Annotated in this window: 12 protein-coding genes; 6 read left to right on the top strand and 6 right to left on the bottom strand. The window is 43.7% G+C overall.

Translation table 11 applies throughout. From position 1 onward, the window contains the following. Window positions 1–13: 13 nt before the first annotated feature. From ureE to Q0788_RS13415, 4 genes are read left to right on the top strand one after another with little or no spacing between them, the layout of a single operon-like run. Complete coding sequence (ureE, locus tag Q0788_RS13430) at window positions 14–652, top strand: urease accessory protein UreE (RefSeq protein ID WP_298811513.1); 639 nt, start codon at window positions 14–16, stop codon at window positions 650–652. Next, window positions 642–1,436, top strand: coding sequence for an urease accessory protein UreF (locus Q0788_RS13425; RefSeq protein ID WP_191114300.1), 795 nt, complete (start codon window positions 642–644; stop codon window positions 1,434–1,436). The genes ureE and Q0788_RS13425 overlap by 11 nt, the downstream gene beginning before the upstream one ends. A gap of 57 nt (window positions 1,437–1,493) precedes the next feature. Continuing rightward, a complete protein-coding gene (ureG, locus tag Q0788_RS13420) occupies window positions 1,494–2,183 on the top strand; it encodes an urease accessory protein UreG (protein ID WP_298811510.1) in 690 nt (229 codons plus the stop codon). Between the two features lie 50 nt (window positions 2,184–2,233). Next, window positions 2,234–2,986 carry a HupE/UreJ family protein gene (locus Q0788_RS13415; RefSeq protein WP_298811509.1) on the top strand — a complete coding sequence of 251 codons (753 nt, stop codon included), beginning with the start codon at window positions 2,234–2,236 and terminating at the stop codon, window positions 2,984–2,986. A 183-nt stretch (window positions 2,987–3,169) separates the two neighbouring features. Here the strand turns inward: Q0788_RS13415 and tig are convergent, their stop codons facing one another. After that, window positions 3,170–4,513 (bottom strand): trigger factor, encoded by a 1,344-nt coding sequence (gene tig, locus Q0788_RS13410; RefSeq protein ID WP_298811507.1) that lies wholly within the window; start codon window positions 4,511–4,513, stop codon window positions 3,170–3,172. Between the two features lie 534 nt (window positions 4,514–5,047). Next, window positions 5,048–5,701, bottom strand: coding sequence for an RdgB/HAM1 family non-canonical purine NTP pyrophosphatase (gene rdgB, locus Q0788_RS13405; protein WP_298811506.1), 654 nt, complete (start codon window positions 5,699–5,701; stop codon window positions 5,048–5,050). A gap of 552 nt (window positions 5,702–6,253) precedes the next feature. On the opposite strand from rdgB, the gene Q0788_RS13400 reads away from it, so the two are divergent. Next, window positions 6,254–6,883: a superoxide dismutase gene (locus Q0788_RS13400; protein ID WP_101205324.1), complete on the top strand. Its 630-nt coding sequence runs from the start codon at window positions 6,254–6,256 to the stop codon at window positions 6,881–6,883. 136 nt (window positions 6,884–7,019) lie between these two features. Here the strand turns inward: Q0788_RS13400 and Q0788_RS13395 are convergent, their stop codons facing one another. The 4 genes from Q0788_RS13395 to Q0788_RS13380 all read right to left on the bottom strand — a co-directional run bounded on the left by Q0788_RS13395 (window position 7,020) and on the right by Q0788_RS13380 (window position 10,787). Continuing rightward, window positions 7,020–7,760 (bottom strand): SDR family oxidoreductase, encoded by a 741-nt coding sequence (locus Q0788_RS13395; protein WP_298811503.1) that lies wholly within the window; start codon window positions 7,758–7,760, stop codon window positions 7,020–7,022. Window positions 7,761–8,044: 284 nt separating this feature from the next. Then, window positions 8,045–8,821, bottom strand: coding sequence for a hypothetical protein (locus Q0788_RS13390; RefSeq protein WP_298811502.1), 777 nt, complete (start codon window positions 8,819–8,821; stop codon window positions 8,045–8,047). Next, window positions 8,821–9,639 (bottom strand): DUF72 domain-containing protein, encoded by an 819-nt coding sequence (locus Q0788_RS13385; RefSeq protein ID WP_298811501.1) that lies wholly within the window; start codon window positions 9,637–9,639, stop codon window positions 8,821–8,823. The genes Q0788_RS13390 and Q0788_RS13385 overlap by 1 nt, the downstream gene beginning before the upstream one ends. Window positions 9,640–9,710: 71 nt before the next feature. Continuing rightward, window positions 9,711–10,787 (bottom strand): polyprenyl synthetase family protein, encoded by a 1,077-nt coding sequence (locus Q0788_RS13380; protein WP_298811500.1) that lies wholly within the window; start codon window positions 10,785–10,787, stop codon window positions 9,711–9,713. Window positions 10,788–11,653: 866 nt separating this feature from the next. Between Q0788_RS13380 and fadB the strand changes: the two genes are divergently transcribed. Continuing rightward, complete coding sequence (gene fadB / locus Q0788_RS13375; RefSeq protein WP_298811499.1) at window positions 11,654–13,813, top strand: fatty acid oxidation complex subunit alpha FadB; 2,160 nt, start codon at window positions 11,654–11,656, stop codon at window positions 13,811–13,813. Window positions 13,814–13,894 lie beyond the last annotated feature (81 nt).

The raw sequence follows: 13,894 nt of genomic DNA, 5'->3' as shown, positions 1-13,894 counted from the left end.
CCAGAGAAGAATAATGAAAATATTTAATACCCGTTTAAGTACACTTAGCGATATCCAAAAAGCGCAATTGGCAGAACAGTATCAAGCCGATGATTATCTGCTGTTAGACTTTGATACTCGTCAGCATTCTCGCTTTAGAGCCATTACTGTTTCAGGTGAGGTAGTTGGTGTTGACCTGCCTCGTACAGGCGTCTTAAAAGGTGATGATGTTCTTATCAATGAATCAGGGGAGTTGATGCAAGTCATCGCCAAGCCACAAGCCGTGACTAAGGTGACTGCTGCTAATGACTTTTTACTAATGAAAGGCGCTTATCATTTGGGCAACCGTCATGTGCCATTGATGTTTGACCACAGTTTTGATCAGGGTGATGCAGGCTATGCCTTATATTTTGAAAATGATCATGTACTTGCACAAATGTTAGAAAACCTCGGTCTACATATCGAGTCTACCTCAGTGCCATTTGAGCCTGAGACAGGCGCTTATCAAACGGGCCAAGGGCATGCGCATGGCCACTCTCACTCACATGCACATTCGCATAGTGACTCTCATAGTCATAAGGAAAGTCATGACCATAGCCATGATGAAAGCCACAGCCACGGACATAGCCATAGTCATCATGATGCGCTTGTAGGTCGTTCGAATGATGGTTGATACCAGTGCTCAGCCTGCTCAATCTGCCCAACTTGGACAGCTACTGATGCTGGCATCGAGCAATTTGCCGATTGGTAGCTATACCTATTCGCAAGGTGTGGAGTCAGCGATTGAGTCAGGGGTTGTCTCTGATGAAGCTAGTACGCTTACATTTATGCAGGACTATCTAGCGCTTGCGGTGATTGGCTACGAGCTGCCTGTATTAGGGCTGATAATGTGCGCACTCAGCCAAGGTCATGAAGCGCTAGCAGCAAATTTAGCACATGATTATCACGCTGGCCTAGAAAGTAAAGAGTTTGTACTGGAGTCGCAGCAGTTGGCACAAGCCATGGTGTCTTGGCTCAACGAAGTCCTGAGTCTTGGCATACCGGCCGAAATACCTGAAGATGGATTTTTGCCGCTATTTGCTCATATTGCTCAGCATTGGCAGCTGCCACTAGCGCAGTCAATGACTACTTATGGATTTGCGCAATTAGAGAACATGGTGCTCGCTGCTGTGAAGACAGTGCCGCTAGGACAGATGGCAGGTCAGCGTATTCTGTGGCAATTACAAAGCGATTTGGGTGCTCAGGTCGATGCTCTAAGCGATGACGTACAGCATGTCTTTGATGCTCTAGTTATGTCGACAAACACGGCCAATACTGTAGGTAATAGTGAAGAGTCGGACTGTCAGCAGCTATGCCAAGACCTCTATGAATCGCTTAATATCTCGAATAATTTGCCCAATTTGGCTATTCTCTCAAGCATGCATGAGGAGCAATACAGTCGGTTGTTCCGCTCATAGCTATAAATTCATTTCTATTTATACTTATTAATATACAAACTGTTTTAGGAAATTAATATGTCTCTAACTCCGCTTAAACCACAAAACTCTCACACTGCATCAGACGTACAGACTAATAGCAACAGCCAGAAACCGTCTTCTGCCTTATCGTGCTTACGCCTTGGTATTGGCGGGCCAGTTGGTAGTGGTAAAACTGCTTTGACTTTAAGGCTATGCCAAAACCTGCGTGATACGGTCAATATGGCGGTGGTGACCAATGACATCTATACCAAAGAAGATTCAGAGTTTTTGACCCGCAATAATGCCATGCCTGCTGAGCGTATCCGCGGTGTAGAGACGGGCGGCTGTCCGCATACAGCTATTCGCGAAGATGCTTCTATTAATCTGACTGCGATTGCTGAGCTACAATCGACTTTTGAAGGGTTAGAGTTGATTATCATTGAGTCAGGTGGTGACAATCTAGCCGCGACATTTAGCCCAGAGCTGTCTGATTTGACCTTGTACGTCATTGATGTCTCTGCAGGCGATAAGATACCTCGTAAAGGTGGCCCCGGCATTACCAAGTCTGATTTGTTGATTATCAATAAGACTGACCTTGCCCCAATGGTTGGTGCTTCGCTTGAGGTGATGGAACGCGATGCCAAAAAAATGCGTGGCGACAAACCTTTTGTCTTTAGCAATATGAAAACAGGCGATGGGCTAAATGAGATTATCGCCTTTATCAAAGAACATGGCATGCTTGCCTAAAGAGCAGATGAGCTTTTACTATTAAAATATAAAAAATAAGGAAAAACCGCATGACACAGTGTACAAAAGGTCTTCACATCGAAAACTCTCGCTTTTCACAAGCGTTCTCAGCTCGTCATATCGTGTCTGGTTCGGCTGTGATGATGACGTCACTAATGCTACCGTCATTGGCGCAAGCACATTCAGGGCATATTCATTCGACTACCACGCAAGCGCCATCGTTGTTAGGTACGTTGCAAGCAGGACTGATGCATCCAGTGACTGGCTTTGATCATCTGTTTTTGGCAGTCGGCATGGGCATGTTGTTTTATGGCCTGCAAAAGCAGCGCTTAGGCATGATGTCATTGACGGCAGGATTGTCATTGGGTGCGATATTGGGCACGGCTGGCGTGCTAATTGGCGGTATCGCGTTTTCTGCATCATCTGGGTTGATTGAAGTGGCCATATCACTGTCGGTGGTCGTATTGGCTATGGTCTTGATGAGCCAAAAAAGCAGACAAGAGGCATTCTCTGCGCAGACTCATACAGCACGCACGCCAAGTATTCAGCAGCTGTCATTGTTTGGTTTTGGTGGTTTGGCAGTGTTTCATGGCATGGCACACGCGATGGAAGTACCAGCGAATGTTGGTGTGAGCGGTCAGATAGGATTTTATGCAGGGATGATGGTCACGATGCTAGCGCTATATGCAGTTGGTACGCTGGTTAGTCAGCAGTTGCAGCAACGCTTTAGTGATAGCTTATGGCTACAGCGTGGGCTGGTACTGCTAGGATTGAGCGCCGTATTTGCACCTGTTTTGGTATAAAGCGCGCTTTATAGTACGGGTACGATGTTTATAGAATCGATGCTTGTAGGTTCGATAGTTGTGGCTGATTTTATTTAGCTAGCGAACGCCATAAAAAATGCGCCCCCGATCAAAAGGTCGGGGGCGCATTTTAGTTTTGATAACCGACTACAGCATATCTAAAAAGACAGCTTGTCGTATCAATTACATTGCTTGCTGCTGTTGTTGCTGAGCAGCTAGCAAGTCTTGGTAGCTAACTTCTTTGTCAGTTACTTTACCTTGAGCGATCAAGTAATCTACTACTTGGTCTTCTAGTACAACAGACTCAATGTTAGCGCGCTGCTGCTTATCATTGGTATAGTACTCGATAACTTCTGCTGGATCTTCGTAGTTTTCAGCAGCTTCTTTGATAAAGGTTTCTACACGCTCTTGATCTACTTCTAAGCCTTTAGTATCGATAACACGGGCAACGATGATGCCAAGACGGGCAGCACGTAGCGCTTGCTCTTCAAATAGCTCATTTGGCAGCATGTCTTTATCGAAGCTATCAGCATTTGCGCCGAACTGCTGAGAAAAACGTTGCATCATCATGTTGCGTTGACGCTCGATTTCTTGCTCTAGCATCGCGTTTGGTACATCAAACTCGTTCTTTTCTAGCAATGCGTCAAAAGTCGCTTGCTTAACTTGGCTACGCGCAGCGTTTTTGATTTCGCGTTCCATGTTTTTGCGTACGTCGTCTTTTAGTTTTTCAACGCCGCCTTCTTTTACGCCGAATAGCTCAAGGAACGCATCGTCGATTTCAGGTAGCTTAGATTTTTCAACCAATTTTACGTTGATTTTGAACTGAGCTTCTTTACCAGCCAAGTTTTCAGCTTGGTAATCTTCTGGGAAAGTCACTTCGATGATTTTTTCTTCGCCAGCTTTCATGCCTTTGATACCTGCTTCAAAGCCAGGAATCATTTGGTTGCTACCGATAACCAGTTTGAAGTCTTCAGCAGAGCCGCCTTCGAATTTTTCGCCGTCGATAGAGCCTTCAAAGTCAAAAGTTACTTGGTTGTCTTTCGCAGCCATGCCCTTTTTCTCAACGAATTCTTCACGTTGCTTTTGTAGGTTTTCGATCATGGTGTCAACGTCTTCTTCACTCACTTGTGCAGTGTGACGCTCAACTTCGATCTCATCGATACCTTGTACGTCAACTTCTGGGAAGATTTCAACAGTGGCTTGATATACCAAGAAATCGTCTTCAAGTTTTACGTCGTCGATGTTAGGCATGCCAACAGCACGGATGTCTTCAGATTTGATCGCTTCAAATACAGTATCACGGATGACATCGTTGATAACTTCTTGTTGAATGCCAGCACCGTACTGAGAGCGGATGTGTGACATAGGGACGTTACCTTTACGGAAACCGTCAATCTTGGCAGTTTTCGCAACTTGGCGAATACGGCCTTCAACTTTGTTTTGAATTTTTTCAACGGGCACTTTAACCGTTAGCTGGGTTTCTTTATTAGATAGCTTGTTGGTTGTGACTTGTAAATCTGTAGCCATGTTAATTACACCTTTAGGATTAAGTAGTACGTTTGATTAATGAAATAGTACTTAGGGTTAAATTGTAATAGACAGACCGCGCCTCAAATTACGGGCATGTACGACGGGCTGCCGTTGAAATAAATAGGGAATAGCGATAGCGCACAACGTCAAATTCAGTGCCAGTAGCAATCGCCGCTGATACCAAAAGGTGAACCTGCTGAGGTTGTCCATGCTATCAAATATCGATAATAAACCGTTAATGCACCGCATAATAACGCTTTTTGGTGAATTATACAGCCAAATAACGGATTTCAACAAAATTTTAAAAGTAGAACAGTATAATCTATCTGTTTATTAAAGTAAAAATTATCTCTTTGACAGCATGTTTCCTTATGTTGCTTGCTCTTATATAGCTTAATTTTATATAAAGGGTTAGCCATATTCGTATTCAATAAATCAGATAATGGATAAAAAACAGCGATAAGGTTGTAAGCGCACTATGAGCATTAAGCGCACTTACGGATAGTTATGGATAGAACCGCTATAAAATACTTATAAAGGTAGCTGCGCCAATAGCTGCTGGATTGCCTGACCACGATGGCTGATGCTGTTTTTATCAGCAGCGCTCAGACTAGCCGCACTGGCTTGCAAGTCAGGTAACCAAAACAATGGATCATAGCCAAAACCGCCGTCACCATGCGCTGTCTCTGAAATCTCGCCATGCCATAATCCTTGGGTGACAATCGGTAGCGGATCATCAGCATGACGCACCATTGCCAGTACGCAAACGAACATACCTTTGATCGGAGTATCTGGATTTGCTGCGCGGATAGGCTGCAAGTCAGCGATGAGCTTGGCATTGTTTTTACTATCGTTGCCGTGCTCACCAGCGTAGCGAGCAGAGTAGATACCTGGCGCATTACCTAGTACAGGCACGCACAGTCCTGAATCATCAGCAATAGCAGGCAGCCCACTGATACGGCTCGCATGACGGGCTTTAATAATGGCGTTTTCTACAAAGCTTAAACCATCCTCGATCGCATCTTCGATATCGAGCTGACCTTGCGGGACAATCGTCACGTCCAAGTTCGCTTTGGCAAATAGCCGTTTAAACTCAGCCAATTTGCCTTTATTGTTGCTGGCCAGTACCCATTGGTTACCAGATGTCGGATTGGTAGCAGTTAACGAGGTATCAGTGGTGCTCATAGAGTCAGTCCGTTATATGAAAATGATGAAAAATTATTATTCGAGTGAGCTTTATTTATCTTCTGTAGCGCTAATTGATAAATTGTTTGTCGATTGAAGTAGTTATATTAATCATGATAACGCATGAGTTTGGAGTGGGCGCAGTTACTGCTTAATAAATAACCAATCGCTATACAGATTGTACGGGCTATAACATTTGGTAACTGATATTATTGGCCACTATTGCTATAATAGATACCAAGCTACAGTGAATTATATCTTATAGCTTGTGAATATTAAGTTAATAAAAGTCTATAAAGTCAGAGACTTGGCTTTTTGGCGAAGAATAATAGCAATAAGTAACCGCTAGGTTAATTTTGGATTCATAATGATACGTGATATTGTATTGAGCAGTACCGTGTATCAAGCGATAAAGTTCATTTCAAACAATAAACTCAGCCAATTTAGTCCGCTATTTTATAGTGTTTTTTGCGGTGTAAAAATAGCGTAAAATTCAGTTTCTATAAGCAAGTTTTTATAAACTAACGGCTAAACAGCAAGGATAAAATAATTATGTCAAATATTACTTTACCAGACCTACCATATGCAAAAGACGCACTAGAGCCACATATCAGTGCCGAAACGCTAGAGTATCATCATGACAAGCACCATGCTGCTTATGTAAACAAGCTAAAAGACATGTTGCCAGGTTCTGGTCTAGAAGACAAAACATTGCCAGAAATCATCGTAGCGACTGCTAAAGATGACAGCAAGCAAGGTATGTTCAACCAAGCAGCTCAAGTATGGAACCACACGTTCTACTGGAACTGCATGACGCCAACGAACGGCGGCGGCGAACCTACTGGCGATCTAAAAGCAAAAATCGAAGAAGATTTCGGTAGCTACGACAAGTTCCGTGAAGAGTTCAAAAACGCAGCATTGACTCAGTTTGGTTCAGGTTGGGCATGGCTAGTCGCTGACAAAGTCGGTGGCAAATTGTCAATCGCTAAGACAGCTAACGCTGATACCCCACTTGCACATGACCAAGTAGCGGTATTGACTTGTGATGTATGGGAACACGCGTACTATGTAGATTACCGTAACCGTCGTCCTGACTATGTTGACACGTTCCTAGACAAGCTAGTGAACTGGGACTACGCAAACGCAAAATATAAAGGTCAAGATGCTGGCGTTGAAGAGTAATTTTTAACGACTAAGTATTTGATTGAAAAAAAGGACACCGCAAGGTGTCCTTTTTTTATGTGATAACTTTCTGTATAGCTTTCTATTTTGATATCTGATCAACATATATCTTTAATAAAGCATTTCAATCACGCTATTAGGCAATACCGCCGTTTGCGCCGATATTTTGTCCAGTAACCCAAGCTGCTTCTTCACTGACTAAAAATGCCACCACACGAGCGATATCAACTGGTTCACCGATACGGTTAAACGGTGACATGCTAGCAAGTCTCTCTACCGTGTCATCCGATTTGCCTTGATGAAATAGCTCAGTGTCCGTAGGGCCGGGAGATACTGCATTGACCGTGATGTTGCGCGCGCCAACTTCTTTAGCAAAGATTCTGGTCAGCTGATCGACCGCGCCTTTGGTCGCACAGTAAGTGCCGTAACTAGGTAGCAGCATGCGAGTGGTCGTACTTGAGAGGTTTACAACACGGCCACCGTCATTGAGTTTAGTCGCGGCTTCACGCAATGTGTTGAACGTGCCTTTTACATTAATAGCAAATATACGATCAAAGTCTTCGTCGGTGGTCTCGGCAATGGGTTTATTAATCATTATACCTGCGCTATTGACCAAAATATCTGGCTTACCAAACGCGCTGATAGTGGCATCAAACATTACTTCGACTTGCTTGGTATTGCTGACATCAGCTTGCACGGCAATGGCTTCACCGCCTGCTGATTTAATCTGACTTACGATATCATTCGCTGCTACGTCATCATTTGCATAATTAATGACGGTTTTAGCCCCTGATTTTGCGAGCGATAAGGCTATTTGCGCGCCGATACCTTTTGATGAACCGGTTACAATCGCGACTTTATTTTTTAGTGTTGTCATCGATACTTTCTCCAATAGTATAAGTGAATATCAGTACGCTTATACGGCGTTTTGACTGATGTCTCTTGATTAGTAGGATATAAGTTACCAGTGTGCCAAACCAATAAGTAGAGCGATTCTGTATGCTTGTTTTGGATAAATTTATCTATTGTGTCTATGCGGATGTAAAGCATAGAGTTTAGGAGGTTGGCGTGGAAAGTTAGTCTCTAGCTATCGAGAGTTTGGAAGAAAAAAGGACACGGCACGGTGTCCTTTTTTTTAGCTTTAAACTTGATTAAAAGAAATTACCAATATTCAGCACCGAAAATCTGATTATCTCCTAGTGAGTCCATTGAATCATCTGTTATTTCACTGGCTTTTTCTATCAATGTTTCAAATAACTTCTGCTCTTTAGGATTGAAACAATATCTTGTAATAACAGTTTCATAGTCAGCAGGGTAATATAGAATTGCTAAGTAATGGAGACAAATCTTTTCTTTTTCATAAGATAATATAAGCTCAAAGCTAGATTCGGACTCTACCCCATGTAGATACAAGTAGTCTCCTACTTTACATTTTTCAAGGTCTTGAACGTTTTCCCAAGTTGATGCCAAATTATCTTTATATTTTAAAAAATAGGGTACATAGACACTTTCTGTTTCATGAATGTTGACAAAGTAATCAATTAGCCTTGTACGACTCACAACCTGAAAGTCAAAAAAATACTCACGATTCTCGTAGTTTGAAGTGGCATTGTATAAATCACCTTCTAATACATAAGATTTTAGGATTTCAGAGGGTCTTTTTTCGTACCAACCATTAAGCTCTGAATGTGGTGGTAGCCATAAAATGTATGCTTTTCCTTCTTTAGCATAGTTTTCATTTTCATCAAGTTTTATAGAGTAGGTTTTACCTACTTCTGGTAATAAGCCTTCTAGCGCTATCACTTCTTCCCAGCTTTCATCCCAGCATAATTTTGACCACTGCATCGTTTGCAGAAGCTGAATAGCCTTTGTTTGGTTATGTTCTGGTTTTTTATTAGACTGAAAGAACCCAATCAAATTTGCTAGTTTTATCGACATCATAGCACCTCAAATCCAAACTTACCCAACGCTTCTCGCAGCATTGCAATATTATAATAAGCGTGTGCATTTACAGTGTTTTGAAAGAAAATATAGAGGGTATCAAAGTGCTGACGCTGATTAGCAATCGCTTGTGCCCAGTCCTGCATCTCAGCTTCGCTATAGCGATAATCATGACGATCAGCTGCGCTCATCGCATCCCACCAGTTTAGGTTATTGCCATGCATGCGCAGATAGCCAGTGCGTTCAGTGAATATCAATCGTGATGGCGGTAATCCGCTGACCTTAGGGTAATCAACGCTGCACCAAATGAGACCTTGCTGCTGGAAACTATCAACCACTTGCAGTGTGTGCCAGCCATTATGACGAAACTCAATAGCGAGTGGATAGTCCTGAAACCAACTGACGAGGTTTGCTAAATAGAGACGATGCTCACGAGTACGATCAAAGCCATGTGGGAATTGAAGCAATAATGGCGCTAAGGCATTTGTTTCGATAAGCGGGGATAAGGCATTTAGAAATGCCTGTGCGTGCTCGACAGTGCCTTTGCGTGCATGAGTAAAGTCTTGGTGCAGTTTGACGGCGAACTTCAACTGACTGTCCGCCTGTACATAAGCTTTATCAACCATCCCAGCAAAGGCTTTTTGTCCGATGGGTGCGTAAAAGCTGCTGTTGATCTCCACTGCACCGTATTGCTTGGCATACTCACGTAAAAAGTCGGTCTTTTTAGTGCCAGTAGGATACAGCGTACCGAGCAAGTCGGTATCGCTATAGCCACCAGTGCCAAGATAAATACGCGGGGTAGGGGAACTGTCCATGTTGACCACTCACTGCCGTTTTGGGTAAGAAAATTTGCTGAGCTGTTTTTACTTAATGGTTATTCGCTAAACTATTTCTTACGCGACCAGAGCCATTCAATCAGTGCCAGTAGCGCATCATTATCTGTGCCAATGTTATCTTCATTGTCGCTAAGCTCACGACTATTTAGTTCATGAGAAATGGCTGCGCGTCCGTCGTTAAATAGCGATTGCGCATAACTGGTGGCATTATCGACACCCATCAGTTTTACGTAGGTAGATTTGTCTAGTTTTTCATCGCTACCTGCAGGCTTACCAAGTGTATCAGTCGTCATCGTGACGTCTAGCACATCGTCTTGGACTTGAAAGGCCAGACCGATATGTTGCGCGCACTCTTGTAGTGCCATGCGCTGTGGAGCCGTTGCACCAGCACAGACGCCGCCCATGAGCATCGCCGCTTCAATCAACGCCCCTGTCTTGTCACGGTGGATAGCTTCCAAATCATCCTGTGCAATACTGGCACTGGCTTCGGCATTGAGGTCTAGCATTTGACCTGACACCATCCGTCTGGCGCGCGGCGCAAATATTGCCATAAGCTGACTTGCGATATTTGCATTGAATGGCGCAAAAGTTGGCATCTCCGCGGTCAATACTTCAAACGCTAGTGTCTGCAATACATCTCCTGCCAGCAGAGCCGTCGCTTCGTCAAAGGCGATATGAGCCGTCGGCTGACCACGGCGCAGCTCATCATCATCCATACAGGGCAAATCATCATGCACTAACGAATAAGTATGTAGCAGCTCTACCGCCAATGCAGCACGGCGCGACATATCGTAGTCTGAGTCGTTTTCTAGTAGCGTGTCCAGACCAGTATCGAGAGTGTCGATATCATCATTACGCTCGTCTGTACATGCATTATTACTGCTATTAATACTGGCAAAAGCGCTGGCAACCATCAGGGGGCGTACCAGTTTGCCTTGACCTGTCATGACATAACGGCAGGCATCTACCAATGGGCTAGGGAGCTTTGCATAAGCAAACAAGACTTCGATATCTTGTGCCAATTGCTCGCGCACAGCACCATGAAACTGCTCAGTGCTTTGAAAAGAGACAAAGTCAAAAGGGGTAAAGCCAGTAGAGATAGTACTAGAAGTAAGGGAAACAGTCATAATCCAACCATTTATCAGGGATACAATAAAACTTATTAGGGATAAGATAAAAACGCTATTAGTGTAGCATGATAGGTCATATCGCTTATGTGACACACGGTATCAATTGATTATTTTTTGCATTTTTCTACCGAAGTCTATTCGAAAGTAGAGCAATCTTAGCTGCAATATAACGACAAGATTTCGTTACCGATGGATGATGTCACTCTCTGGTTGAATATGTTCTGATAAAAGAGCAAGCTAGGCTGGCACGTTAATCTTATTACCGTAGAAAAATGGTACTGAATACTAACACTGAATAGCTAGCACTGACCAAGTAGCATTTATTAAGCAGCGCTAACGGACTGTCGTTCCAAAGATGGCATGTATGAAGTCAACAACACGAAATAAATCTAAATTAACAATTCAGTATACATTTATTCACTAAAACACTTTTAGCGTAAGGTAAATGCCTGCAAGTGATTTAAGAGTGACTTGCGAGTATGGTATTAGCTTGTGACAGTTAGGGGCATAATCCCCTACACTAATTGACGTGAAAATGGTCTGATGGTGACCCTACTGGGTTTTTTCTCAGGATGTTCAATCGTCGATACCGAGTGTTAGACCAAGTCTCAGTCAATATTTTGAACATCAGTACCTGCAACAGCAGTATATAAATGAAGCGTCATATGATGTCATGCAAGAGACGCAAAATACGTGCATCATGATGAACGCTGGATAATAAAGACATCTTCACTTGTGAGCTGGTTATATGTTTGTCTTTATAACATGACAAGCGCACAGTGCTATTACCCATTTTACTAACAGTAACTGGCTATTTATTTTAATTCAAAACGTAGCTTTCGTTATATAGAAAGGAGTTTCAAATGGTATACCAAGGAAATCGCATCACGGTGACAATGCTAGAGGATGGCATCGCCAACATGCAGTACAACGCCGAAAATGAGAGCGTGAACAAATTTGATGCCGAAACCAACAAACAGTTTGGTGAAGCAGTTAGTGCGTTAGAAAAAGCCGACAACGTAAAAGGTCTTATCGTTACTTCAGCCAAAGGCGTGTTTATCGCTGGTGCTGATATCACAGAATTCGTCGGTTCTTTCAAAAAATCAGAAAGCGAGATCAAAGATTGGGTCGTTCATGTTAATGACGCTTTCAATCGTTTTGAAGACCTGCCATTCCCTAAAGTTGCGGCTATCAATGGCGCGGCGATGGGCGGCGGTTGCGAAATGACTTTGGTTTGTGAATACCGTGTCATGAGTGACAAAGCCATCATCGGTTTGCCAGAAACTCAGCTAGGTATCTTCCCAGGTTTCGGCGGTACAGTTCGTAGTACGCGTATCATCGGTATCGATAACGCACTTGAGCTGATCGCGACTGGTAGCCCAAAGAAAGCATTGGCAGCATTGAAGCTAGGCTTGGTTGATGCGACTGTACCTGCTGACGACTTACAAGATGCCGCAATTGATCTAGTCAAAAAATGTATCTCAGGTGAGCTTGATTGGAAAGCAAAACGTGAAGAAAAACTGGCTCCAGTTAAGCTAAACCAGCTTGAGCAAGCAATGGCGTTCAACAGTGCCAAAGGTGCTATTTTCGCTAAAGCGAATCCTAAGCAATACCCAGCACCAGCGCTAGCAATCGAAGCCATTGAAAAACACGTTAACCTACCACGTGACAAAGCGATCGAAGTAGAAGCTGCTGGTTTTGCGAAAGCGGCTAAAACCCCACAAGCAGAAAGCTTGGTTGGTTTGTTCTTAAACGATCAATTGGTTAAAAAGTTAGCGAAACAGCATAGCAAACAAGCACACGACATCAACGAAGCCGCTGTACTAGGCGCTGGTATCATGGGTGGCGGTATCGCTTATCAAGCAGCCAGCAAAGGCTTGCCAATCATCATGAAAGATATCAAGTCTGAGCAATTAGACCTTGGTATGGGCGAAGCGAGCAAACTGCTTGGCAAAATGGTAGAACGCGGCAAGATGACCCCAGCAAAAATGGGTGAAACGTTAAGCCGTATCCGTCCTACTTTGAACTATGGTGACTTTGCTGAGACTGATATCGTTATCGAAGCCGTTGTAGAAAATCCAAACGTGAAGCGTGCGGTACTTAAAGAAGTAGAAGGCTTGGTAAAAGACGACTGTATCCTAGCGTCAAACACCTCGACTATCTCTATTACGTTCCTAGCAGAAGCGCTTGAGCGTCCAGAAAACTTCGTCGGTATGCATTTCTTCAACCCAGTACATCGTATGCCATTGGTAGAAGTTATCCGCGGTGAGAAATCATCTGAAGAAGCCATCGCGACTACTGTTGCACTTGCTTCTAAAATGGGTAAAGTGCCCGTAGTAGTTAATGACTGCCCAGGTTTCTTGGTGAACCGTGTATTGTTCCCATACTTTGGCGCTTTTGACTTGCTGCTTAAGCAAGGTGCTGACTTTGCTCATGTCGATAAAGTTATGGAAAAATTCGGTTGGCCAATGGGCCCTGCATACCTAATCGACGTGGTCGGTCTAGATACAGGTGTACATGGCGCAGCGGTGATGGCTGATGGTTTCCCTGATCGCATGAAGCCTGATTATAAAGGTGCTATCCAGCATCTATATGACAATGAGCGTCTGGGTCAGAAAAATGGTATCGGTTTCTATAAGTACGAAATGGACAAGCGCGGCAAGCCAAAGAAAGTTGCTGACGAAGCCACTTACGAGCTGCTAAAAGCCACGACTGATAGCGAAAAGCAGACCTTTGACGATCAAGCAATCATTGATCGCACTATGATTGCCTTCTGTAACGAAACCGTTCGCTGCCTAGAAGACAACATCGTAAGCACACCAAGCGAGGCCGATATGGCGATGATCATGGGCGTAGGTTTCCCTCCATTCCGTGGTGGCCCATGCCGTTATATCGATCAAATGGGTCTAGATAACTACTTGGCACTATGTGAAAAATACGCACATCTTGGCAAAGCTTATGAAGCGCCACAAAAGATTCGCGACATGGCAGCCGCAGGCGAGACTTTTTACGCAACAGCGTAATAGTCAGTCATTACTAGGATAAAGTGCAGTACGTTTGCTATTTTGCATGAAAGCAATTGAGACATGAATCGTCTCCAATAG

The organism is uncultured Psychrobacter sp. (genome assembly GCF_947500265.1).
GTDB lineage: Bacteria > Pseudomonadota > Gammaproteobacteria > Pseudomonadales > Moraxellaceae > Psychrobacter.
The sequence above is the reverse complement of the archived record's forward strand: the minus strand, read 5'-3'. Positions and strand labels throughout refer to the sequence as shown.